The organism is Massilia phyllostachyos (assembly GCF_021044825.1).
GTDB classification, from domain to species: domain Bacteria; phylum Pseudomonadota; class Gammaproteobacteria; order Burkholderiales; family Burkholderiaceae_D; genus Telluria; species Telluria phyllostachyos.
In genome coordinates, this window is the sequence record NZ_JAJNOC010000001.1 from 859,953 (window position 1) to 882,258 (window position 22,306).

Annotated in this window: 18 protein-coding genes; 14 read left to right on the top strand and 4 right to left on the bottom strand. The window is 66.1% G+C overall.

Annotated elements, in window-relative coordinates:
- Positions 1 to 82: 82 nt before the first annotated feature.
- Entirely contained in the window at positions 83 to 928 is an 846-nt protein-coding gene (locus LQ564_RS03660; RefSeq protein WP_231056715.1) for an alpha/beta hydrolase, read from the bottom strand.
- A gap of 218 nt (positions 929 to 1,146) precedes the next feature.
- On the opposite strand from LQ564_RS03660, the gene LQ564_RS03665 reads away from it, so the two are divergent.
- The 12 genes from LQ564_RS03665 to LQ564_RS03720 all read left to right on the top strand — a co-directional run bounded on the left by LQ564_RS03665 (position 1,147) and on the right by LQ564_RS03720 (position 13,381).
- The gene (locus LQ564_RS03665; protein ID WP_231056716.1) at positions 1,147 to 2,484 is read left to right on the top strand and encodes an MFS transporter; all 1,338 of its coding nucleotides are present in this window, start codon (positions 1,147 to 1,149) and stop codon (positions 2,482 to 2,484) included.
- Between the two features lie 83 nt (positions 2,485 to 2,567).
- A complete protein-coding gene (locus LQ564_RS03670) occupies positions 2,568 to 4,199 on the top strand; it encodes an alpha-D-glucose phosphate-specific phosphoglucomutase (RefSeq protein WP_231056717.1) in 1,632 nt (543 codons plus the stop codon).
- 27 nt (positions 4,200 to 4,226) lie between these two features.
- Positions 4,227 to 5,888 carry an alpha-amylase family glycosyl hydrolase gene (locus LQ564_RS03675; protein ID WP_231056718.1) on the top strand — a complete coding sequence of 554 codons (1,662 nt, stop codon included), beginning with the start codon at positions 4,227 to 4,229 and terminating at the stop codon, positions 5,886 to 5,888.
- A gap of 80 nt (positions 5,889 to 5,968) precedes the next feature.
- Complete coding sequence (locus tag LQ564_RS03680; RefSeq protein ID WP_231056719.1) at positions 5,969 to 6,985, top strand: alpha/beta fold hydrolase; 1,017 nt, start codon at positions 5,969 to 5,971, stop codon at positions 6,983 to 6,985.
- A gap of 95 nt (positions 6,986 to 7,080) precedes the next feature.
- Positions 7,081 to 8,937, top strand: a complete 1,857-nt coding sequence (locus tag LQ564_RS03685) for a glucokinase (protein WP_231056720.1) — start codon at positions 7,081 to 7,083, stop codon at positions 8,935 to 8,937.
- An 11-nt stretch (positions 8,938 to 8,948) separates the two neighbouring features.
- The gene (locus LQ564_RS03690; RefSeq protein WP_231056721.1) at positions 8,949 to 9,971 is read left to right on the top strand and encodes an ABC transporter substrate-binding protein; all 1,023 of its coding nucleotides are present in this window, start codon (positions 8,949 to 8,951) and stop codon (positions 9,969 to 9,971) included.
- Positions 9,968 to 10,537 (top strand): SCO family protein, encoded by a 570-nt coding sequence (locus tag LQ564_RS03695; protein WP_231056722.1) that lies wholly within the window; start codon positions 9,968 to 9,970, stop codon positions 10,535 to 10,537. Before LQ564_RS03690 ends, LQ564_RS03695 begins: the two co-directional genes overlap by 4 nt.
- A complete protein-coding gene (locus tag LQ564_RS03700) occupies positions 10,534 to 10,944 on the top strand; it encodes a cupredoxin domain-containing protein (RefSeq protein ID WP_231056723.1) in 411 nt (136 codons plus the stop codon). The genes LQ564_RS03695 and LQ564_RS03700 overlap by 4 nt, the downstream gene beginning before the upstream one ends.
- A 35-nt stretch (positions 10,945 to 10,979) precedes the next feature.
- The gene (locus LQ564_RS03705) at positions 10,980 to 11,702 is read left to right on the top strand and encodes an ABC transporter permease (RefSeq protein ID WP_231057365.1); all 723 of its coding nucleotides are present in this window, start codon (positions 10,980 to 10,982) and stop codon (positions 11,700 to 11,702) included.
- Positions 11,692 to 12,429 (top strand): ABC transporter ATP-binding protein, encoded by a 738-nt coding sequence (locus tag LQ564_RS03710; RefSeq protein ID WP_231056724.1) that lies wholly within the window; start codon positions 11,692 to 11,694, stop codon positions 12,427 to 12,429. The genes LQ564_RS03705 and LQ564_RS03710 overlap by 11 nt, the downstream gene beginning before the upstream one ends.
- A gap of 167 nt (positions 12,430 to 12,596) precedes the next feature.
- On the top strand, positions 12,597 to 12,998 hold the full coding sequence (locus LQ564_RS03715; protein WP_231057366.1) for a DUF4019 domain-containing protein: 402 nt from the start codon (positions 12,597 to 12,599) through the stop codon (positions 12,996 to 12,998).
- Between the two features lie 62 nt (positions 12,999 to 13,060).
- Positions 13,061 to 13,381: a YciI family protein gene (locus LQ564_RS03720; protein WP_231056725.1), complete on the top strand. Its 321-nt coding sequence runs from the start codon at positions 13,061 to 13,063 to the stop codon at positions 13,379 to 13,381.
- A 9-nt stretch (positions 13,382 to 13,390) separates the two neighbouring features.
- Here the strand turns inward: LQ564_RS03720 and LQ564_RS03725 are convergent, their stop codons facing one another.
- Together LQ564_RS03725 and LQ564_RS03730 are read right to left on the bottom strand one after the other, a co-directional pair.
- Entirely contained in the window at positions 13,391 to 16,102 is a 2,712-nt protein-coding gene (locus tag LQ564_RS03725) for an alpha-1,6-glucosidase domain-containing protein (protein WP_231056726.1), read from the bottom strand.
- A 93-nt stretch (positions 16,103 to 16,195) separates the two neighbouring features.
- Positions 16,196 to 17,737 carry a POT-type proton-dependent oligopeptide transporter gene (locus tag LQ564_RS03730; protein WP_371873433.1) on the bottom strand — a complete coding sequence of 514 codons (1,542 nt, stop codon included), beginning with the start codon at positions 17,735 to 17,737 and terminating at the stop codon, positions 16,196 to 16,198.
- A 301-nt stretch (positions 17,738 to 18,038) separates the two neighbouring features.
- On the opposite strand from LQ564_RS03730, the gene LQ564_RS03735 reads away from it, so the two are divergent.
- Both LQ564_RS03735 and LQ564_RS03740 read left to right on the top strand, forming a co-directional pair.
- Positions 18,039 to 19,676 carry an alpha-glucosidase gene (locus tag LQ564_RS03735; protein WP_231056728.1) on the top strand — a complete coding sequence of 546 codons (1,638 nt, stop codon included), beginning with the start codon at positions 18,039 to 18,041 and terminating at the stop codon, positions 19,674 to 19,676.
- Positions 19,676 to 21,526, top strand: a complete 1,851-nt coding sequence (locus tag LQ564_RS03740) for a glucokinase (RefSeq protein WP_231056729.1) — start codon at positions 19,676 to 19,678, stop codon at positions 21,524 to 21,526. Before LQ564_RS03735 ends, LQ564_RS03740 begins: the two co-directional genes overlap by 1 nt.
- A gap of 74 nt (positions 21,527 to 21,600) precedes the next feature.
- Here LQ564_RS03740 and LQ564_RS03745 read toward each other — a convergent pair whose 3' ends face one another.
- A complete protein-coding gene (locus LQ564_RS03745; RefSeq protein WP_307729915.1) occupies positions 21,601 to 22,188 on the bottom strand; it encodes a cation efflux transmembrane domain-containing protein in 588 nt (195 codons plus the stop codon).
- Positions 22,189 to 22,306 lie beyond the last annotated feature (118 nt).

A 22,306-nucleotide genomic window follows, 5' to 3' on the forward strand; every position in this document is an offset into this window, starting at 1 on the left:
CAGGTTTGCATGGTTCGTGTTTCCGGAGAATGGCTTCACTGAGCACTGGAATTGGGTTCCGGCCTTCGCCGGAACGACGAGCCTACCGGAACATCCACAGCAGCGCTTCGCGCAGCTCGCCGGCCCAGAACGCCTCGTTGTGCTCCGCCTGCGGCACGAGCTTGAGCACCGTGTTCTCCGCCGGATGCCCGGTCCCGCGCACCACCTCGGCCATGCGCTTGACGTCCGCATTCATCTGCGGCCCTTCCTTCCCGCCCATCAGCATGAACACCCGCGCATCCTTCGGCGTCGGTTTCGACGCCACGAAGGCGAACGAGGGCTGCGCCGTCCAGTAGGCCGGCGAGAACACGCCCGCCTTGCTGAACACGTCCGGGTACTGCACCAGCGCATAGTGCGAGGCGAGGCCGCCCATCGAGCTGCCCATGATGGCGGTGTTGGCGCGGTCGGGCAGGGTGCGGTACTGGCGGTCGATCATCGGCTTCACGGTCTTGACGATGAAGTCGGTGTAGGCGCGGTTCTCGCCGGCGCCAAACTGCGGGTTGTCCCAGGCGTTCAGCTCCGTCATGCGCTTTTCGCCACCGTTGTCGATGCCGACCACGATCAGTTCCAGCTTGCCTTCCTTCGCCAGCGCGTCGAGGGTCTCGTCGACCTTCCATTCACCCGCGTAGGCGGTGGCGTTATCGAACAGGTTCTGGCCGTCGTGCATGTAGAGGACCGGGTAGCGCTTGTTCGAGGCCGCATAGCCGGGCGGCAGGTAGAGGCGCAACTGGCGCTTGCGCTGCAGTCCCGGCATCTCGATCGGTTCGCCCAGCAGGCTGACGCCGGGCAGAGCGGTCGAGGGTTTGGCGATGGCCGGGGCGGCGCCGGCGGAACCGGTCGCCAGGATGGCGAGCGACATGAGCAGTGCAGCGGATCGGATCGATCGCATGGGGTCTCCTTCTGTGTCTTGTTATGTTGTTTGACTACAGAGCCGGGCTGTCGAGCTGGCCTTGTGGTGCCAATTCTACTATGACAGCTCTTCGATTGACACTGTGAAATCCCCATGTTATTTTGCTACAGCTTATTTGCTTGGAATGGTAGGCTGCCTCTTTCTTCAGCCTGCATAACACGAGAGTCCGGCACGGTCCGGGCCAATTGGGGACATCAATGGATATGCATACCGGCGCCATCAAGCCGCGCCTGTCGTTCTGGCAGCTCTGGAACATGAGCTTCGGCTTCTTCGGCATCCAGTTCGGCTTCGCCCTGCAGAACGCCAACACCAGCCGTATCTTCTCGACGCTCGGCGCCGACCCCGACAACCTGTCCCTGTACTGGCTGGCCGCCCCGGTGACGGGCCTCCTGGTGCAGCCCGTGATCGGCTACCTGAGCGACAACACCTGGCACCCGAAATGGGGCCGCCGCCGTCCCTTCTTCTTCATCGGCGCCCTGCTGGCGGCGATCGCGCTGTTCCTGATGCCCAATTCCAGCATGCTGTGGATGGCGGTGGCCGTGCTGTGGATGATGGACGCGGCCATCAACGTGTCGATGGAGCCGTTCCGCGCCTTCGTCGGCGACAAGCTCGACGCCTCGCAGCAGACCGCCGGCTATGCGATGCAGACCTTCTTCATCGGCTGCGGCGCCGTGATCGCCTCGCTGCTGCCGTGGTTCTTCGAATCGATGGGCGTGTCGAACGAAGCGGTGGGCGGCATGATCCCCGACACCGTGCGCTACTCCTTCTACGCCGGCGGCGCGATCTTCTTCCTGGCCGTGCTGTGGACCGTGCTTACCGCCGACGAACTGCCGCCGCCGGACATGGACGCCTTCAACAAGGAGCGCCAGCATTCCCGCAGCCTGGGTGTGGCCATCGCCGAGATCTTCGGCGGCTTCGCCAAGATGCCGAAGACCATGGTGCAGCTGGCCTTCGTGCAGTTCTTCACCTGGATCGCGCTGTTCGCGATGTGGATCTATACCGGCTCGGCGATCGCCGACACCGTCTACGGCACCCGTGATGCGCAGTCGACCGCCTACCAGGCCGCCGGCAGCTTCGTGGGCATCATGTTCGCGGTGTACAGCGGCGTATCGGCGTTGGCCGCCTTCATCCTGCCGATCTTCGCCCGTGCGACCAGCCGCAAGATCGTGCACGCCACCTGCCTGGCGATTGGCGGCGTGAGCCTGGCGTCGATCGCCCTGATCACCGAGCGCAACATGCTGATGGTGCCGATGATCGGCGTCGGCCTGGCCTGGGCCTCGATCCTGACCATGCCCTACGCGATCCTGGCGGGCTCGCTGCCGGCCAGGCGCATGGGTTACTTCATGGGCCTGTTCAACTTCTTCGTCGTGATCCCGCAGATCTGCAGCGGCCTGCTGCTGGGCGGCGTGACCAGGCACTTCTTCGACGGCCATACCGTCATGACGGTGGCGCTGGGCGGCGGCGCGATGCTGCTGGCGGCCGTGCTGACGCTGTTCGTCACCGACCGCGCCGCGCCGGTGAAGTCGGCCATCTGATTCCCCCGCGCGCCAGTGAATTTGCGCCTGTCGTATCGTAGCGTTTTATTAACATCGCAACGTTATGTCGACAGGAGCAAAGCATGACCATCCAGACTGTCCCGACCACGCCTTTCTCCGGACAGCGGCCCGGGACCTCGGGCCTGCGCAAGAAAGTCACTGAATTCCAGCAGCCCGGCTACCTCGAGAACTTCGTCGAGGCGATCTTCCTGACCCTGGGTGAAGGCGATGGCCGCACCCTGGTCATCGGCGGCGATGGCCGCTACTTCAACCGCGAAGCGATCCAGATCATCCTGCGCATGGCCGCCGCCCACGGCGTGGCGCGCGTGCTGGTAGGGCGCGGCGGCATCCTGTCCACGCCTGCCGTCAGCTGCGTGATCCGCAAGCGCGCGGCCTTCGGGGGCATCGTGCTGTCGGCCAGCCATAACCCGGGCGGCCCGGACGGCGACTTCGGCATCAAGTACAACATCGACAACGGCGGCCCGGCGCCCGAGAAGGTCACCGAAGCGATCTTCGCCAATACCCAGGCCTTGAACGCCTACCGCATCAGCGACGCCGGCCCGGTCGACCTCGACCAGATCGGCGCCACGCGCATCGAGGGCATGGTGGTCGACATCATCGACCCGGTAGCCGACTACGCGGAACTGATGGGGCGCCTGTTCGACTTTGGCGCAATCCGTTCGTTGTTCGCCGGCGGCTTCCGCATGCGCTTCGATGCCATGCACGCCGTCTCCGGCCCCTATGCGAAAGCCATCATCGAAGGCCAGATCGGCGCGCCGGAAGGCACCGTTGTGAACTGCCTGCCGCTGGAAGATTTCGGCGGCGGCCACCCGGACCCGAACCCGGTCAACGCGGCCGACCTGATCGCCCACATGAACGGCCCCGATGCGCCCGATTTCGGCGCGGCCTCGGACGGCGACGGCGACCGCAACATGATCGTCGGCCGCAACCTCGCCGTGACGCCGTCGGACAGCCTCGCCATCATCGCCGCCAACGCCACCGTGGCGCCGGGTTATGCGAGCGGGATCACCGGCATCGCGCGCTCGATGCCGACTTCGCAGGCCGCCGACCGCGTCGCCGAAAGCCTCGGCATCTCCTGCTTCGAGACCCCGACCGGCTGGAAGTACTTCGGCAACCTGATGGACGCCAACCTCGCGACCCTGTGCGGCGAAGAGAGCTACGGCACCGGCTCGCACCACATCCGCGAGAAGGATGGCCTGTGGGCCGTGCTGTTCTGGCTGAACCTGCTGGCGGTGCGCAAGCAATCGGTGAACGAGATCGTGCGCGAACACTGGGCGCGTTTTGGGCGCAACTACTACTCGCGCCACGACTACGAAGCCGTGGATGCCAGCGCCGCCGACGGCCTGATGGCGGCCCTGCGCGCGAAACTCCCTCAACTTGCCGGCCAGACCCTGGGCAGCTTCCGCGTCGCGGTCGCCGACGACTTCGAATACACCGACCCGGTCGACGGTTCGCTGTCGACGCGCCAGGGCATCCGCATCGCCATGGCGGACGGCTCGCGCATCGTGTTCCGCCTGTCCGGCACCGGCACCGAAGGCGCCACCATCCGCCTCTACCTCGAGCGCTACGAGGCCGACCCGGCGCGCCACGACATCGACACCCAGGAAGCGCTCGCCGAACTGATCGCCATCGCCGACGATGTCGCCGAACTGCACGGGCGTACCGGGCGCGCAAGCCCGTCCGTGATCACCTGATCCTCCACCCACCAAACAGGAACCTGCATGAAACTTCCCGTCCTTGCCGCCTCCATGCTGCTCGCCTTCGGCGCCGCTTCCGAAGCAGCCGCCCAGACCGCCAAGCCATTCGTCTGGGAGAACGCCACCGTCTACTTCCTGCTGACGGACCGCTTCAACAACGGCGACAAGGCGAACGACCACGCATACGGCCGCAAGGACGACGCGGCCAAGCTGCGCGGCTTCATGGGCGGCGACCTGAAAGGCATCACCGCCAGGATCAAGGACGGTTACTTCAAGGACCTCGGCGTGAACGCCATCTGGCTCACGCCGCCGGTCGAGCAGATCCATGCCGGTACCGACGAGGGCACCGGCAAGAGCTACGGCTTCCACGGCTACTGGGCCAAGGACTTCACCGCGATCGACGCCAACGTCGGCACCGAGGCGGACTTCCGCACCTTTGTGGACACCGCGCACGCCAACGGCATCCGCGTGATCCTCGACGTGGTGATGAACCACACCGGCCCGGTGACGGAGCTTGACCCGGTCTGGCCGTCGAACTGGGTGCGCACCGGCCCGAAGTGCACCTATAAAGACGCCCCGACGACCATCGACTGCACCCTGGTCGACAACCTGCCGGACATCCTCACCAACAGCAATGCGAATGTGCCGCTGCCGCCGCAGCTGGTGGCGAAGTGGAAGAGGGAAGGGCGCTACGAGCGCGAGGTGAAGGAACTGGACGCATTCTTCAAGCGCACCGGCTACCCGCGCGCGCCGCGCTTCTACCTGGTGAAGTGGCACGCCGACTGGGTGCGCAAGTACGGCGTGGACGGCTTCCGCGCCGACACCGTCAAGCACACCGAGCCGGGCGTGTGGAAGGAAGTCAAGCAGGAGGCCAGCCTGGCCTATGAAGAATGGAAGCGCGCGAATCCGGGCAAGCGCCTGGGCAACCTGCCGTTCTTCATGACGTCCGAGGTCTACAACTATTCGATCCACCATGCGCGCAGCTTCGACCTGGGCGGCGGGACCAAGGTCGACTACCTGGCCAACGGCTTCGACAGCATGATCAACTTCACCATGAAGAACGACGCCACCAAGGGCTACGAGGAGCTGTTCTCGTCGTACTCGAAGGCGCTGCAAGGTCCGATGAAGGGTTATTCGGTGCTGAACTACCTCAGCTCGCACGACGACGGCAGCCCCTTCGACCCAAGCCGCCAGCGTCCTATCGAATCGGCCAACAAGCTGCTGCTGGCGCCGGGTTCGGCCCAGATCTACTATGGCGACGAAACCGCGCGCCTGCTGAACATCGAAGGCGCCACCGGCGACGCCAAGCTGCGCTCCTTCATGAACTGGGACGAGCTGGCGTCCAATGCGCAGCGCGGCCAGCACCGCATCAAGGACATCCACGACCACTGGTCGAAACTGGGCCGCTTCCGCGCCGCCCACCCGGCGGTGGGGGCGGGCGTGCACCAGATGCTGGCGCACAGCCCCTACACCTTCAAGCGCACCTGGGAAAAGGATGGCGTGAGCGACCGCGTGGTCGTGGCGCTGGATTTGCCGAAGGACAAGGCGGTGGCGATCACCGTCGCCGGCGTGTTCAACGACGGCCAGACCGTGCGTGACGCGTATTCGGGCCAGGCGGCGGTGGTCAAGGATGGCAAGGTGCAGTTTGCGCAGCCGGCATCGGTGGCGCTGATTTCGCAGGACTGATCCGATTGACGGGCGGCGGCCACGCGGCTGCCGCATTTGGGCTAGACTGGCCGCTCCGTCGACTCAGCATCCTTGCGACCATGCCTGTCCTGACCCGTCTTTCTCGCGCGCTTGCCTGCGCCGCGTTCTCCCTCCTTTCCTTCGGCGTTGCCCACGCAGCGAGCGAACCGTCCTACGGCGCCGAGCTGGAAGGCTTCGACTATCCCTATCCCGTCCAGCGCTATCAATTCACCTCGCAGGGCGTGAAGCTGCAGATGGCCTACATGGACGTCAAGCCGGCCAAGCCGAATGGCCGCACCGTCGTCCTCATGCACGGCAAGAACTTCTGCGGCGCGACCTGGGCCGGGACCATCAAGGAATTGAGCAACGCCGGCTACCGCGTGGTCGCGCCCGACCAGGTAGGCTTCTGCAAGTCGACCAAGCCAGCGCACTACCAGTACACCTTCCAGCAGCTCAGCGAAAACACGCGCGCGCTGCTCGAGTCGATCGGCGTGAAGAACGCCATCATCATGGGCCACTCGACCGGCGGCATGCTGGCGGTGCGCTACGGCCTGATGTTCCCGCAGCAGTCGGAGCAGTTGGTGCTGATCAACCCGATCGGCCTGGAAGACTGGAAGACCCTCGGCGTGCCCTCGCTGGGCGTCGACAAGTGGTACGAGCGCGAGCTGAAGACCACGGCCGAGCGCATCCGCGAGTACGAGAAGTCGACCTATTACGTGAACACCTGGAAGCCGGAATACGAGCCCTGGGTGCAGATGCTGGCCGGGATGTACCGCGGGCCGGGCAAGCAGGCGGTGGCGTGGAATTCGGCGCTGTTGTACGACATGATCTATACGCAGCCGGTGGTGTACGAGTTCCCGCGCTTGACCATGCCGGTGCTGTTGATGATCGGCCTGAAGGACACGACCGCGATCGGCAAGGATGCCGCGCCCGCGGAGCTGCGGCCGAAGCTGGGCAACTATCCGGAGCTGGCCAAGCGCACCGAGAAGGCGATTCCGAAGGCGACTTTGGTGAGCTTCCCGGAGATGGGCCACGCGCCGCAGATGCAGGATCCGGCCCGGTTCCACAAGGCGCTGCTGAAAGGCCTGCTGCGCTGAGCGGCGTCGATGGGTCGGCGGGGCGTATTTTTGCCAATCGATCAATGGTATCCTTACGCGATCCGGGACCCGTCCCGACCAGCCTGTGATCCGCGATGACCGTTGACCCCGACACCGACCTGAAACCCTCCCGCGCCGCCTTCGCCGATGGCCCCCGCCTGCTGGCCGACATCGGCGCCACGCACGCGCGCTTCGGCCTCGAGACCGCGCCCGGCGTGCTGCGCCAGGTGGCGGTGCTGCATTGCGACGACTACGGCGGCATCGTGGAGCTGCTCCATGCCTACCTGGCGCAGATCGGCGGCGTGCGCATCAACCATGCGGCCTTCGCGCTGGCCAATCCGATCAGCGGCGACACCATCCGCATGACCAACCGCGCCTGGCAGTTCTCGACCGACGAGGTGCGCCGCACGCTCGGCCTGTCGACGCTGCTGATCGTGAACGACTTCACCGCGCTCGCCATGGCGCTGCCGGGCTTCCAGCCGAAGGATTTGCTGCAGGTCGGCGGCGGCGCGCCGCAGACGCATGCGGTGTCGGGCGTGCTCGGTCCGGGCACCGGTTTGGGCGTGTCCGGCGTGATCCCGACCATCGATGGCTTCGTCACATTGGGCAGCGAGGGCGGCCACGTCAACTTCGCCCCCGCCGACGAACGCGAGTTCGCGATCCTGCAATACGCCTGGGAAGAGTGGCCGCACGTCTCGAACGAGCGCCTGATCTCCGGCCCCGGCATCGAGGTGATGTACCGCGCGCTGGCGCGCCGCAACGGCGTCCAGGCCCCGAGCCGCAGCACCGCCGACATCGTCAGCGCCGCGCTCGACCAGCACGACGCGCTGTGCCTGGAGACCCTGGAAACCTTCGCCGGCATGCTGGGCAGCGCCGCCGCCAACCTGGCGGTGACCCTCGGCGCGTTCGGCGGCATCTTCATCGGCGGCGGCATCGTTCCGCGCATCGCCGAGTGGTTCGCACAATCGCCGTTCCGTGCGCGCTTCGAAGCCAAGGGCCGCTTCACCGACTACATTGCGCAGATCCCGACCTACGTGATCATGACCCCGAACCCGGCCCTGCACGGCGTGTCGGCGATCCTGACCGAACACCTGCGCGGCCGCAGCGGCGCGAATACCCTGATGGACCGCGTCCAGCAGCTGCGCCACGAACTCTCGCCGGCCGAGCAGCGCGTCGCCGCCCTGGTGCTGGAGCATCCGCGCAAGGTGCTGTCCGAGCCGATCGCCGAGATCGCGCGCCTGGCTGACGTCAGCCAGCCGACCGTGATCCGCTTCTGCCGCTCGCTCGGCTTCCAGGGCTTGGCCGAATTCAAGCTGAAGTTCGCCGGCAGCCTGACCGGCACCATCCCGGTGCGCCACAGCCAGGTGCGCATGAGCGACAGCACCCACGACCTGTCGGCCAAGGTGATCGACAACACGGTGTCCGCCATCCTGAAGTTCCGCGACCAGCTCGACGTAAACTCGATCGACCGCGCCATCGAGCTGCTGCGCCGCGCGCGCCGCGTCGAGTTCTACGCGATGGGCAATGCGCGCGCGGTGGCGCTGGACGGCCAGCACAAGTTCTTCCGCTTCCGCATTCCGGCCGCGCTCTACGGCGACTCGCACCTGTTCACCCTCGCCGCCGGCCTGCTGGGGCCGGGCGACGTGGTGATCGCGATCTCGACCTCGGGCAAGCTGCCGGAACTGCTGGAGGCGGTCGACACCGCGCGCGCCGCCGGGGCCGACGTCATCGCCATCACCAGCAGCAAGTCGCCGCTGGCGAAGAAGGCCAGCGTCTGCCTGGCGGTCGACCACAGCGAGGACAGCACCACCTTCCTGTCGATGATCTCGCGCATCCTGCAGCTGCTCCTGATCGACATCATGTCGGTCGGGATCTCGCTGGGCGCGCAGGAAGCCTCGGCGGGTGAGGGCGAGGCCCAGCGCAAGGCCCTGATCTCGCACCTGGACGTGTGAGGACGAGCGCCATGCACCAGCATTCCCCGCGCCGGCGCCAGTTGCTGGGCGGCGCACTCAGCCTGCCGTTCGCGGGCGGCGTGCTCGCCGCGCCCGCGCCGCTGCGCGCGCCGCTGCAGGTCGGCGGCCTGCCGGTCACCTGCAACCTGACCCTGCCGATCGCCTGCAAGGCGCGCGCGGTTGCCGACGGCAAGCCGCAGGCGGCCGCCACCCTGTTCGAGTACAACAAGTACTCGGGCTGGCCCGAGATCAAGGAATCCCTGATGACGGGCCGCATCCAGGCCGCCTACATGCTCGCGCCCCTGGTGATGGACCTGACCGACTGGCGCATCCCACTGAAGATCGTCTCGCTCGGCCACCGCTCGGGCGCGGTCATCATGGTGCGCACCGATTCGCGCTATCGCAGGTTCGCCGACATGAAGGGCAAGGCGATCGCGATTCCGAGCCGCTTCGCGGTCGACTATCTTTTCCTGCGCAAGATGCTGGCGCGCGAGGGCATGTCGCCGCAGGACATCGAGGTCATCGAGATGGCGCCGCCCGACATGCCGGCCGCGCTGTACGCCGGCGCGGTGGACGGCTACTGCACCGGCGAACCCTTCGGCGCTGCGGCCCAGCGCGCCGGCTATGCGCGGCCGCTGTCGATGACGCGCGACGAGTGGCGCAACTACATCTGCTGCGTGCTGACCGTGCGCGAGGAACTCATCCGGACCAACCGCCCGCTGGTGCAGGAGCTGGTCAACTACGTGCAGGCGGCCGGCAACTGGCTCGACGCCTCGCCCGTCAACCGCGACAAGGCGGCGCACATCGCCGCCAAGCGCGACTTCTTCGGCCAGGACCCCAAGATCATCAAGTTCGTCATGGACAACCCTTCCGACCGCGTCACTTATGGCGACCTGCGCATGCTGCGCAACGAATTCGATGAGCTGATGCAGCTGTCGGTGCAGGCCGGCACCCTGAAGCGTCCGGTGCGCTACGAGCAGTACGTGGACGAGAGCTTCGTCAAGAATGTCCGTCCCGTGAAGGTGATGCTGTGAAACGCCGTCTTGTGCTATCGCTGATGCTCGTTGCCGCAATGGCGCAGGCCGCCGAGCCGCTGAAATCCGGCACCTTCACGCCGCCACGCACGGCGCCCGAAATCGCGCAGAAAGCAGCTGACGGCAGCGACTTCCGTCTGTCGAAGCTGCGCGGGAAAATCGTGGTGCTGGAATTCGGCTTCACCCACTGCCAGGCGATCTGCCCGGCCTCGCTGGCGCTCCTGACACAGGCGCGCCAGAAGCTCGGGGTTCACGCGGACCGGCTGCAGGTGGTGTTCGTCTCGGTCGATCCGGAGCGCGATACGCCGGCGCGCCTGAAGACCTACCTCGCGCAGTTCGATAAGAGCTTCATCGGCCTGACCGGCACGGCGGATCAGATGGCTGCGATCCGCAAGGACTACGGCATTAACGCGACCAAGGTCCCTACGGGCCCGGACAGCTACCAGATGGGCCACTCTTCCTATCTCTACTTCGTCGACAAGAAGGGCATGCTGCGCGCCCTGATGCCCTTTGGCCGCCCGGCGGACGAGATCGTGCACGACGTGAACGTGCTCGCCGCGGAATGAAGAAGCGCATCGGTATCGCCCTGGCCGCCGTGCTGGCGGCGCTGCTGGCCTGGGCCGCGCTGGCGCCGGTGACGAGCGATTCGCGCGAGCTGCTGTTCGAGATCCCGAAGGGCACCTGGGAGCGCCGCATGAAGGGCGACAAGACCAGCATCCTGCCCGAGACGATCACCCTGACGCTCGGCGTGCGCGACGTGCTCCTGCTGCGCAACAGCGACACCGTGCCGCAGATCTTCGGGCCGGTGCTCATCATGCCGGGCCAGGATTTCCGGCTGCCGTTCGAACAAACCGGCGAGCACCCTTTTGATTGCACCGCGCACGCCAGCGGCAAGATGACGGTGGTGGTCGAGGAAGCGCCGGCGCCCGGCCTGGCGCGCCTGCGCTGGCGTTTTGATTCCTTATCGAGATGATGGATAGACTGAACCGGATATGGCCGCCCTTGGCGGTGCTCGCCGCCGTGGTGGCGCTGTGGTGGATCGTCGTCGTGCAAAGCGGCAGCCTGATTTTCCCGACCCCGCTGCAAGTGGGGCGCGGCGTACTGGAACTGATCGAGAACGGCACCCTGTGGGAACACATCGGCGCATCCTTGGCGCGGGTCGCGACCGGCTTCCTGATTGCGCTGGTGGTCGCGGTGCCGCTCGGCCTGTGGATGGGCCGCGTGGACGCGGCCTACCGCACCCTGAACCCGGTATTCCAGATCCTGCGCCCGATCTCGCCGATCGCCTGGATCCCGATCGCCATCCTCTGGTTCGGGGTAGGGGACATGTCGCCGGTGTTCCTGATCTTCCTGGCCGCCGTGTTCCCGATGATCCTGCAGACCTCGGCCGGCGTGCACGCCATCGAGAGCCGCTACCTGCGCGCGGCCGAGAACTTCGGCGTCTCGCGCGCCCGCCTGTTCCGCCAGGTGATCGTGCCGGCGGTACTGCCCGAGATCCTGACCGGCATGCGCATCGGCCTCGGCGTGGCCTGGCTGGTGGTGGTGGCGGCCGAGATGATCGTGCGGCGTTCGGGCCTGGGCTTCCTGATCATGGACGCGCGCAACGCCGGCAACCGCTACGACCTGGTGGTGGCGGCCATGATCATCATCGGCCTTATTGGCCTGGGCATCGACGTCTTGATGCGCCGGCTCGAGGGACTGAAAGGAGTGAGGTGGCGTTATGGACGCTAAGATCGCCATCAAGGACCTGCGCAAGGGATTCCGCTCGCTGCCGGTGGTCGGCGGCATCGACCTGGAGGTCGCGCCGGGAGAATTCGTCGCCATCGTCGGACCGTCGGGCTGCGGCAAGTCGACCCTCATGAAGCTGCTGGCCGGCTTCGAGCTACCCGACAGCGGCCACGTTGCGATCGACGGCGTGAAGGTAACGCGGCCCTCGCCGAACGCCATCGTCATCTCGCAGCAGGGATCGGTCTTCCCGTGGCTGACCGTGCGCGAGAACCTGATGTTCGGCCTCCTGGACGGCGATCCGGCAGGACGCGCCGCCACCGCCGACCACTACGCCGAGATGGTGGGATTGAAGGGCTTCGAGAAAGCCTACCCGCAGGAGCTATCCGGCGGCATGCTCAAGCGCGTCGAGATCGCGCGCGCGCTGGCGGTCAAGCCGGACATCGTGCTGATGGACGAACCCTTCTCGGCGCTCGACGCGCTCACCGCCCTGAAGATGAGGAACGAATTGCTGCGCGTGCTGCGCGAAGAGAACCACACGGTGCTCCTGATCACTCACGACGTCGAGGAAGCCATCTACCTGGCCGACCGCGTGGTGGTGCTGTCGACCCGCCCGGCCACCATCCGCACCGTGTTCCCGATCTCGACACCTCACCCCCGCAAGGTGTCGCAGCCGGCGCTGCAGGAGATCAAGGACGCCATCCTCGCGCAGCTCGGCATCAGCGAAGCCTGAACCGGTTTTTCAGTTCGACTTCCAACTTCGGTGTCAGGTCTGACACCGGTTTTCGCAGGTTTTCGACCGTTCATTCCCGGCTTGCGGCATTCTGTCGTGGCGGTGCTGCGTCCGGTATCACGCCGCGCTACGATGCCAGCATCAGATTTCAGGAGAACAGCGTGAAAATGATCGTATCCACCTTGCTTGCCGCCAGCCTGCTGTTCAGCGCCGGCGCATTGGCCCAGGACCCCAAGGAGGCCGCCGCCGCGCGCGGCGCGGCGGAAAGCTGGCTGAAGCTGGTCGACGGCGGCGACACCGGCGCCGCCTGGCGCGCCAGCTCGGCCAACGTGCGCGAGGATAACAACCAGTTCTTCTGGAACTCGATCATCAACCTCAGCCGCGCGACCCTGGGCGACCTGAAGTCGCGCAAGCTGAAAGCTAGCCACGACAAGGGCAACGGCCAGCTCGCCTTCGAGTACGAATCGAAGTTCCAGCAGGATGCCAAGGTCGTGGAAACCGTCACCACCGTGCACGACAAGGATGGAGCGTGGCGCGTGAGCGGCTACAACGTGTCGGCGTCCAACTGAGCTGTGCGTCGCCTCCATGGGGCTTCTGCTAAGGTTTGCCGAACCTGAGCAAAGGAGCCGTTATGGAACGCTACCTGATCGTTTACCGGGGCTCGACCCTCGACGAGTCCGAAGGACCGCAGCACGATGCCGCCCGCTGGGACGCCTGGTTCACTTCGCTGGGCAGCGCCCTGGTCGACCGCGGCGGGCTGGCGCGCAGCAGCGTCGAGGTGCCGAGCCGCCTGCGCGGCCCGAAGACCAGTGCGTCGTCGCTGTCGGGTTACTCCATCATCGCCGCGGCCGACTTCAACGAAGCCGTTGCGCTGGCCGAGGCCTGCCCGATCTTCGACGAGAAGGGGGAAGTCGAGATCGCCCGCCTGCTGAATGGTCCCGCGGCAGGCTGACCCCTTCGATTACTGGACGACGAACACCACCGCCGTACGCGGTGGGATGGTGAAGCTGCCGCTCGCGCTCTCGAAGGTCGCCTGGGTGGCGCGCTTGTCGGCGGCGCCGTTCTTCATGTGCACCGGATGCAGCACCAAGCGCTTGCCGCGCAGGGCCTCGTCCGCCACCGTGTGCGCCACCTTGTCCACGTTCACCAGGTAGCTCAGGCCGGCGAAGTGCGCGCCAGGATACTCCGCGCCGTCGATCCAGGCGGCCAGCACGGCCGGCTGCTGCTGCGGCCCCGTGTTGAAGAAGCGCAGGCGCCGGACGATGTCGCTTGTTGAACGCATCCGGAACAGCGTCGAGCTGGCGCGGATCTCGAGCAGGTCGCGGAAGGCGTCGCGGGCGAAGGCGATGTCCGACGGCGCCGGCTTGATGGCGGCAGCCTGCGCCAGGTAGGGCTTCAACAGCGCCCAGTCCTTGCCGTTGTCGTCGCTCTGCGGCAGGCCGGTGCCGAAGTAGTTGTCCCGGTACGTCCAGTCGATGCGGTTGAACCAGTCGCCGGCGTTGAAGCTGTTCTTGTCCAGCGACTTCGAGCGCAGCGTGTCGATGCCGGCGTGGTAATAGGCCACGCCCTGGCTGAAGGCGTTGATCGCCATGCCCAGCACCTGCACGCGCGCGCGCTCGCTGGCGCTGGTGTTCAGCGGCAGCTTCAGGACGTTGATGTCGAACAGCGTCTGGTTGTCGTGGTTCTCGACGTAGTTCACCACTTCGCCCGGCTGGCTCGCGTAGCCGGCCGGCTGGCCGCCGCCGTAGGGAATGCTCTCCAGGCTGCGGGTCTGGCCGTCGAAGGTCTGGAAGGTGTACGGGCGCACCGAGCCGGCCAGGCCGACGCGGATCATGTCGGCTGCGCGCAGCAGGTCGACCGTCTTGTGCTCGCCGCCCAGCGGGTTCGGATCGTAGACCAGGCCGTTGATGTAGCCCTGGCGCCGGATCATCGACTCGCCCGAATCGGTGGGCGAACCGCCGCGCACGGCGTCGCGCGCACGGTCGCTGAAGGTGCCGATGCCGGAGCCGTTCAGCGACAGCTGGGACGCCTGCACGAAGCGTGCGCCGTTCTCCACTTCGCCGAAGTTCCAGCCTTCGCCGATCAGCTGCACGTGGCGTCCGGCGGCCTTGTCCACGCGCTTCTGCAGGCGCTCCATGGCGTCGCGCGGCTGGTGGCCCATCAGGTCGAAGCGGAAGGAGTCGATCCTGTAGTGGCGCGTCCACAGCTCGGCCGAATCGATCATCAGCTTGGCCATCATGCGGTTCTCGGTCGCGGTGTTGTCGCAGCAGGTGGAGCGCTCGATCGCGCCGACAGCGTTCAGGCGGTGGTAGTAGCCGGGCACCACGCGGTCCAGCACCGATTTTTCTTCCTGGCCGGCGATGAAGGTGTGGTTGTAGACCACGTCCGTGCCGACGCGCAGGCCCGCCCGGTGCAGGTCGATCACCATCTGACGGAATTCGAGGATACGGCGCGCGCCGTCCGACGGGTCGCTCGCGTAGCTGCCTTCCGGGGCGCTGTAGTGGTAGGGGTCGTAGCCCCAGTTGAAACAATCAAGGTGCGCGGTCTTGCGGGTAAGCGCCTGCTGGCTCTCGCCATCCGGCGCGCCCGACGGCCGCGGCACGGCGCAATCCTTTTCCGGGATGCTGCCGATGTCGTACACCGGCAGCAGGTGGATGTCGGTGAGGCCGGCCCTGGCCAGCGCCTTCAGGTGGCGCATGCCGTTCGAATTCGCCTCGCCGAAGGCCGTGTACTTGCCGCGCTTCGGTTCGGGCACGCTCGGGTCGTTGAGCGAGAAGTCGCGCACATGCAGTTCGTAGATGACCATGTCGGTCTGCGCCTTGACGGTCGCCGGCGCCCGGGTGGCGTCCCAGCCCTTCGGTTTCAGGTTCGGCGCGTCCAGGTCGGCGACGTAGCTGCGCTTCGAGTCCGTGGTGAGGCTGACGGAATAGGGATCGGTGACGAGGTTGCGCACCAGGCCCATGCCGTTCACCGCGACGTCGACGGCGTACTTGTAATAGCGGCCGGACAGGTCCCTGGCCACCTGTGCGCTCCAGGCGCCGGTGTTCGCGTCGAAGGCCATGTCATGCACGGCGCTCGCGCGGCCGCTGCCGCTGTCGTAGGTGCAGACCGCGACATTGCGCGCGGTCGGCGCCCACAGGCGGAAGGTGGTGCGGTGCTTCTTCGGCGTGGCGCCCAGGTCGGGAATGTTCTCGGCCGCCGCGTACAGGTCGTCGAGCGCGCCGGCCGACTGGATGCGGGTGGCGTCGCGCACCGTGCCGTCCGGCGCTTCCTGCACCAGCACCAGCTGGCCGCGGTGCAGCGCCTTGATCCGTTTCAGGTCGGCCGCCTGCAGCGCCAGCACCTGACCATCCGCGACGTACTTGAAGCGGACGGGCAGGGCGGTGTCGAACGAGTCGAGGGTGAGCGCGCCGTCGGCGCCTTCGATCCTGGCGCCAGGCTTGGCGACGATCGACGCCTTGGCCGAGTAATAAAGCTTGAAGGTCCCGGCATTCGCGCCCGGCCAGGTCAGGCGCGTGCCGTCGAGCCAGACCGCACGCGCGTCCAGCGAAGCGTCGGACGCATGCAAGACTTCCTGGAAGGATGGGTTATCGCAAGCCGCCAGAGGAACGGCGGCATGCGCCGAAGACGTGAGTAGAGCTGCCGCCAGAGCGGTAAATCGAAGTCGTTTCATGTAGGGTGGGCGGGCATTTCAGGCCGGTGGCCTGAAATGCGAACGCCAGCAATTTTCAAGCGACAGGGATTTCGCCGTTGAAAGTGGAAAAAATCAGCCGCGGTAATGATCGACCATCTTGTAACGCTTCGCATACAGCCCGAAAATCGCGGCCGCCAGCAGCGCAAACCCGGCAAAGAAGTACATCTGGAACGCCATCACCCCCACACCCGAGCTTTCGATGTGAGCGATCACCGCCTCGTTCTTCACGCCCGCATTCACGATCAGCACCCACAGGTTGCCGACGGTGACCGCGAGATACCACAGCGCCATGATCACGCCCTTCATCGAGGCCGGCGCCTGGCTGTAGGCGAATTCGAGCCCGGTGGCCGACACCAGCACCTCACCCAGCGTCAACAGCGCATAAGGCAGGATCTGCCACGCGATCGACACCGCGTCGCCGCTATCGAGCTGCACCTGCAGGTTGCCGACCACGATCCAGGCCAGCGCCGAGAAGGCGATGCCCGCGGTCATACGGCGCAGCGCCGTCGGCAGCAGGCCCATTTTGGTCAGCAGCGGGAACAGCACCAGGTTGTTGAACGGGATGAGGATCATCACCAGCAGCGGATTCAGGGCCTGCATCTGCGCCGGAATCACTTCGAAGCTCCAGCCGAGCAGGTTCACCTCGGTGGACATGGCGTTGGCCTGCACGATCCAGGTCGAGGCCTTCTGGTCGAACAGCGACCAGAATGGTGTCACGAGGCCGAACACGATCAGGATGCGCAGCACCGCGCGCACGCCGTCCACCGCGATGTCCGGATGCACGCCGCGGGCGCGCTCGAGCTGCATCGAGGCGCCAATGCCGACGCAGGCCAGCAGCAGCACCAGGGCGGTGCAGGCGGCGATGACGAAGCCCCAGCTCGGGGTCATGGCCAGCGAGGCCACGGCGACCGCGGCGCCGAAGCCGGCAACGGCCAGGCCCGGACGCCCCTGGCCCGGGAAGTTCTGCTTCATCAAAGCGGTGCGCACCACGCGCAGGAAGGAGTGCGGATCGCTCGGCGCGGGCGGCACGTGCACGTACTGCTTCTTGCCGCTCCACAGGACCATGGTGGCGATGAACATCAGGATGCCCGGGATGCCGAAGGCGACCGAGGGACCGTAGTCGCGCAGGAACAGCGGCATCAGGAGCGAAGCGAAGAAGGAGCCGAAGTTGATGATCCAGTAGAAGGCGTCGAACACCACCTTCGCCTTGCTCTTGTTGGTCTGGTCGAACTGGTCGCCGACGAAAGACGCTACCAGCGGCTTGATGCCCCCCGAGCCGAAGGCGATCAGGAACAGGCCGAAGTAGAAGCCCTCGACGCTGTGCTCGAAGATGGCAAGGCAGGCGTGGCCGGCGCAGTAAATGAGGCTGAACCAGAAGATGGTGTTGTACTTGCCGAAGTAGCGGTCGGCCAGCCAGCCGCCCAGCAGCGGGAAGAAGTACACGCCCATCATGAAGGTGTGGAATACGTGCTTCGCTTCGCCGGCGCGCTCGGACTCGGCGACGAACAGCAGCAGGGTCGAGATCAGGAAGGGCGTCAGGATGTTGCGCATCCCGTAGAAGCTGAAACGCTCGCAGCCTTCGTTGGCGATGATGTAGGGGATCTGGCGCGGCATGCGGCCGGTGCTCTTGACCTCGGCGGGGGCGGGGGAATTCATGGCGTCCTCGGAAAACGAAACAGACGCGATCCTATGCCGACCTCATGGAAATTTGCAATAAAAATATCGCGATGAAACAAACGCGATCATGAAATTTCGTAGTTTAGCTACTTCATGCCTCAAGTGTTAGCAGCAGCGGTATTTATAAGTCATTGTTTATTAACGATTATGCGAGCAATTCTTCAAATGCTGGGCAATTGTCATCTTTTTCCTCATCCTGTATATTGCCTAGAATTCCATGAACCTCGACGGACCAGCCATGACCCAGATTTCGACCAACCCCGACTGGTGGAAAGAAGCCATCATCTACCAGGTGTACCCGCGCAGCTACCTCGACACGGACGGCGACGGCGTGGGCGACCTGGCCGGCATCACCGAGAAGCTCGACTACATCGCGAGCCTGGGCGTGGACATCGTCTGGCTGTCCCCCTTCTTCAAGTCGCCGATGAAGGACTTCGGCTACGACATCGCCGACTACTGCGACGTCGACCCGCTGTTCGGCACCCTGGCCGACTTCGACGCCCTGATCGCCAAGGCGCACGGCCTGGGCCTGAAGATCATGATCGACCAGGTGATGTCGCACACCGCCGACACCCACCCCTGGTTCGTCGAGAGCCGCAAGAACCGCGACAACGCGAAGTCGGACTGGTATGTGTGGGCCGATCCGCTCCCTGACGGCTGCCCGCCGAACAACTGGCTGTCCGTGTTCGGCGGCTCGGCCTGGCAATGGGACACCCGCCGCAAGCAGTACTACATGCACAACTTCCTCACGAGTCAACCGCAGCTGAACTTCCACAATCCGGACGTGCAGCAGGCCCACCTCGACGCCCAGCGCTTCTGGCTGGCGCGCGGCGTGGACGGCGTGCGCATGGATGCCTGCGTGTTCCACTTCCACGACCGTCAATTGCGCAGCAATCCGCCGGCGCTGGTGCGCGACACCTCGACCGTCACCGACGTGAACCCCTACGGCATGCAGGCGCACATTCACGACAAGACCCAGCCGGAGAACATCGAATTCCTGCGCCGCGTGCGCGCCCAGCTCGACGAATTCGGCGCGGTCTCGATCGGCGAAGTCAGCTCGGACGACGCGCTGGCGCAGATGGCCGAGTACACCGAAGGCGGCGACAAGCTGCACATGGCCTACAGCTTCAACCTGCTCACGCCGGAATTCAGCGCCGCGCACGTGCGCAAGCAGGTGGAGGACTTCAAGGAGCGGGTGAAGGACGGCTGGGGCTCCTGGTCGGTCGGCAACCACGACGCGATCCGCGTGATGACGCGCTGGGGCGGCGAGAACCCTTCGCCGAACCTGGGCAAGCTGGTGCTGGCGATGCAGCTCTCGCTCAAGGGCACGCCCTGCCTGTACCAGGGCGACGAGCTGGCCCTGACCGAGGCCGACGTCCCGTTCGAACTGCTGCAGGACCCCTACGGCATCACCTTCTGGCCCGAGTTCAAGGGCCGCGACGGCTGCCGCACGCCGATGCCGTGGACCAGCGAGGCGCCGAATGCCGGCTTCACCACCGGCACCCCGTGGCTGCCGGTCGCCGCGCCGCACCTGGCGGCCAACGTCGAGGCCCAGGACAAGGACCCGGACTCGATGCTGAACTTCCAGCGCCGCTTCATCGCCTGGCGCAAGACCATGCCGCAGCTGACCCGCGGCGAGATCGCATTCTTCGACGCGCCGGAACCGGCGCTGGCCCTGCGCCGCGACGTGGAAGGCATGGACAGCGTGCTGGCCGCCTTCAACCTGAGCGCGGAGCCGGTCAGCTTCGACTGGCCGTTGACTGCGCAGGCGTCCTCGCTGACGGTCCAGGGCCTGCCGGGCGAGGCATCCGCCGGCCGCGTGACTCTGCCGCCGTATGGCGCCTGGTTCGGCAGCGTGGCGGCGGACGCCAGGTAATGGGCAGCCAGCAGGAGGCGAACCAGTTCCTGCGTGCGGCCTTCGCCGACGGTCCGCGCCTGCTGGCGGACATCGGCGCGACCCACGCCAGGCTCGCGCTGCAGACCGGCCCCGGCGCCTTCGGCGCGGTGCGGGTCCTGAAATGCGAGGACTTCGAAGGCATCGTCGCGCTGCTGCGCTACTACCTGCAAGATCACGCAGGCATCAAATTGCACCATGCGGCGCTGGCCGTGGCGAATCCGATCAGCGGCGACTTCGTCCGCATGACCAACCGCGCCTGGGAATTCTCGACCGACGCGGTGCGCCGCGAGCTGGGCCTGACCACGCTTCTGATCGTCAACGACTTCACCGCGCTGGCGATGGCGATTCCCGGCTTCGGCCAGCAGGACTTGCTGCAGGTGGGGCAGGGCACGCCCGTGCCGAAGGCCGTGATCGGCGTGCTGGGGCCGGGCACGGGCCTGGGCGTCTCGGGTGTGATCCCGACCGAGGACGGCTTCGTCACCCTCGGCAGCGAAGGCGGCCACGTCAACTTCGCGCCCGGCGACGAGCGCGAGTTCGCCGTCCTGGAGACCGCCTGGCGCGAGTGGCAGCACGTCTCCAACGAACGCCTGATCTCCGGCCCCGGCATGGAGATCATCCACCGCGCGCTGGCCGAGCGTAACGGCGTCGAGGCGCCGCCGCGCAAGTCGGCCGAGATCATCGCCTGCGCGCTCGAGCAGCGCGATCCGCTGTGCCTGGAGGTGCTGGAATGCTTCTGCGGCATGCTGGGCGCGGCCGCCGCCAACCTGGCGGTGACGCTCGGCGCTTTCGGCGGCATCTTCATCGGCGGCGGCATCGTGCCGCGCATGGGCGAGTGGTTCCAGCAATCGCCCTTCCGCGCCCGCTTCGAAGCCAAGGGGCGCTTTACCGACTACATTGCACAGATCCCGACCTATGTGATCAGTGCACCCTATCCGGCCCTGCATGGCGTGGCGACCATCCTGGCCGAGCACCTGCGCGGCCGCAGCGGCGCCAACTCCCTGACCGACCGCATCCAGAACCTGCGCCACGAACTCAGTCCCGCCGAGCAGCGCGTCGCGGCGCTGGTGGTCGAGCAGCCGCGCCTGGTCCTGAACGAACCGATCGCCGAGATCGCGCGCCTGGCTGAAGTGAGCCAGCCGACCGTGATCCGCTTCTGCCGCTCGCTCGGCTTCGCCGGCCTGGCCGAGTTCAAGCTGAAGTTCGCGAGCAGCCTGACCGGCTCGATCCCGGTGCGCCACAGCCAGGTGCGCACCAGCGACAGCACCCATGACCTGTCGGCCAAGGTGATCGACAACACGGTGTCGGCCATCCTGCGCTTCCGCGACCAGCTCGATGTGCGCTCGCTCGACCGCGCCATCGAACTGGTGAGCCGCGCGCGCCGCGTCGAGTTCTTCGCGATGGGGAACTCGCGCGCGGTGGCGCTGGACGGACAGCACAAATTCTTCCGCTTCCGCATTCCGACTTCGCTGTATGGCGACTCGCACCTGTTCAAGCTGGCGGCGGAACTGCTGCAGCCGGGCGACGTGGTGATCGCGGTATCGAATTCGGGCAGCATCGCCGAGCTGCTGGAAGCGGTCGATATCGCACGGCGGGCCGGCGCCGACGTCATCGTGATCAGCAACAGCCAGTCGCCGCTGGCGCGGAAAGCGACCGTGTGCCTGGCGGTCGACCATGCGGAAGACAGCACCAGCTTCCTGTCGATGATCTCGCGGATCCTGCAGCTGCTGCTGATCGACATCCTGGCGGTGGGGATTTCGGTGGACGGCCAGAACGGCGAGGCGCAAGGCCGCGATGCGGGTCGTATGCTAATTTCGCACCTGGACGGCTAATACCCTTCAACTTTGCCTTGCACCGCTAGCCACAAGACCGTCGCACCGGCGAAGGCCAGTGCCGAATTTCCGCACTAGCGTCGCTTCAACTCGATGGGACGGACGCTCGCACCAGCCTCGCGAACCTGGGTTTTGCGAAGCTCGACGCGTGCCTGTGCAATCACGGTCCGCGCCGCAGTGGTCCCCAACAGACCCATGACACCGGCGACCAGCACATCCGGCCACCCGGTTCCGGTGCTGAACACGCCGAGCGCCGCACACATCACCGCCACATTCCCGATCGCGTCATTGCGCGAGCAAAGCCATACCGAACGCATGTCCGAATCGCCGTTGCGGTACGCGTACAGCAAACCGGCGACCGTGGCGTTGGAGACCAGGGCGAGCAGGCCGATGGTTCCCATCGTTTCGGCGTGCGGCACCGTTCCGCTGGCGATGTTCCAGCCGGTCAGACCCAGGACGAAGATGCCGTAGCCGCCCATCATGATCCCCTTGACCAGTGCGGTGCGGGTTCGCCAGATCGGCGCCAGTCCCAGTACCAGCAAGGAAATCCCGTAGTTCGCCGCGTCCCCCAGGAAGTCGACCGCGTCGGCGACGAGAGAGACCGAACCGGCGTGGAAGCCGCTGGCCATTTCGACGGCGAACATGATGGCATTGATGGCCAAGGCGATCCACAGGATGCGGCGGTACCTGGCATCGGCGGGTGGTTTGTCCGAGGAGCAGCCTCCGGAGCAACATGCAGACATAAGTCCTCCTTCAACATATCTGCATTAAAAACCTTGA

What these genes read in the sequence shown, in the direction of transcription:
- LQ564_RS03740 (WP_231056729.1), top strand. Translation starts at nt 19,676, where the DNA reads ATGGGCAGCCAGCAGGAGGCGAACCAGTTCCTGCGTGCGGCCTTCGCC.
- LQ564_RS03690 (WP_231056721.1), top strand. Translation starts at nt 8,949, where the DNA reads ATGCACCAGCATTCCCCGCGCCGGCGCCAGTTGCTGGGCGGCGCACTC.
- LQ564_RS03715 (WP_231057366.1), top strand. Translation starts at nt 12,597, where the DNA reads ATGATCGTATCCACCTTGCTTGCCGCCAGCCTGCTGTTCAGCGCCGGC.
- LQ564_RS03665 (WP_231056716.1), top strand. Translation starts at nt 1,147, where the DNA reads ATGGATATGCATACCGGCGCCATCAAGCCGCGCCTGTCGTTCTGGCAG.
- LQ564_RS03660 (WP_231056715.1), bottom strand. Translation starts at nt 928, where the DNA reads ATGCGATCGATCCGATCCGCTGCACTGCTCATGTCGCTCGCCATCCTG.
- LQ564_RS03720 (WP_231056725.1), top strand. Translation starts at nt 13,061, where the DNA reads ATGGAACGCTACCTGATCGTTTACCGGGGCTCGACCCTCGACGAGTCC.
- LQ564_RS03700 (WP_231056723.1), top strand. Translation starts at nt 10,534, where the DNA reads ATGAAGAAGCGCATCGGTATCGCCCTGGCCGCCGTGCTGGCGGCGCTG.
- LQ564_RS03710 (WP_231056724.1), top strand. Translation starts at nt 11,692, where the DNA reads ATGGACGCTAAGATCGCCATCAAGGACCTGCGCAAGGGATTCCGCTCG.
- LQ564_RS03725 (WP_231056726.1), bottom strand. Translation starts at nt 16,102, where the DNA reads ATGAAACGACTTCGATTTACCGCTCTGGCGGCAGCTCTACTCACGTCT.
- LQ564_RS03685 (WP_231056720.1), top strand. Translation starts at nt 7,081, where the DNA reads ATGACCGTTGACCCCGACACCGACCTGAAACCCTCCCGCGCCGCCTTC.
- LQ564_RS03675 (WP_231056718.1), top strand. Translation starts at nt 4,227, where the DNA reads ATGAAACTTCCCGTCCTTGCCGCCTCCATGCTGCTCGCCTTCGGCGCC.
- LQ564_RS03730 (WP_371873433.1), bottom strand. Translation starts at nt 17,737, where the DNA reads ATGCCGCGCCAGATCCCCTACATCATCGCCAACGAAGGCTGCGAGCGT.
- LQ564_RS03680 (WP_231056719.1), top strand. Translation starts at nt 5,969, where the DNA reads ATGCCTGTCCTGACCCGTCTTTCTCGCGCGCTTGCCTGCGCCGCGTTC.
- LQ564_RS03670 (WP_231056717.1), top strand. Translation starts at nt 2,568, where the DNA reads ATGACCATCCAGACTGTCCCGACCACGCCTTTCTCCGGACAGCGGCCC.
- LQ564_RS03735 (WP_231056728.1), top strand. Translation starts at nt 18,039, where the DNA reads ATGACCCAGATTTCGACCAACCCCGACTGGTGGAAAGAAGCCATCATC.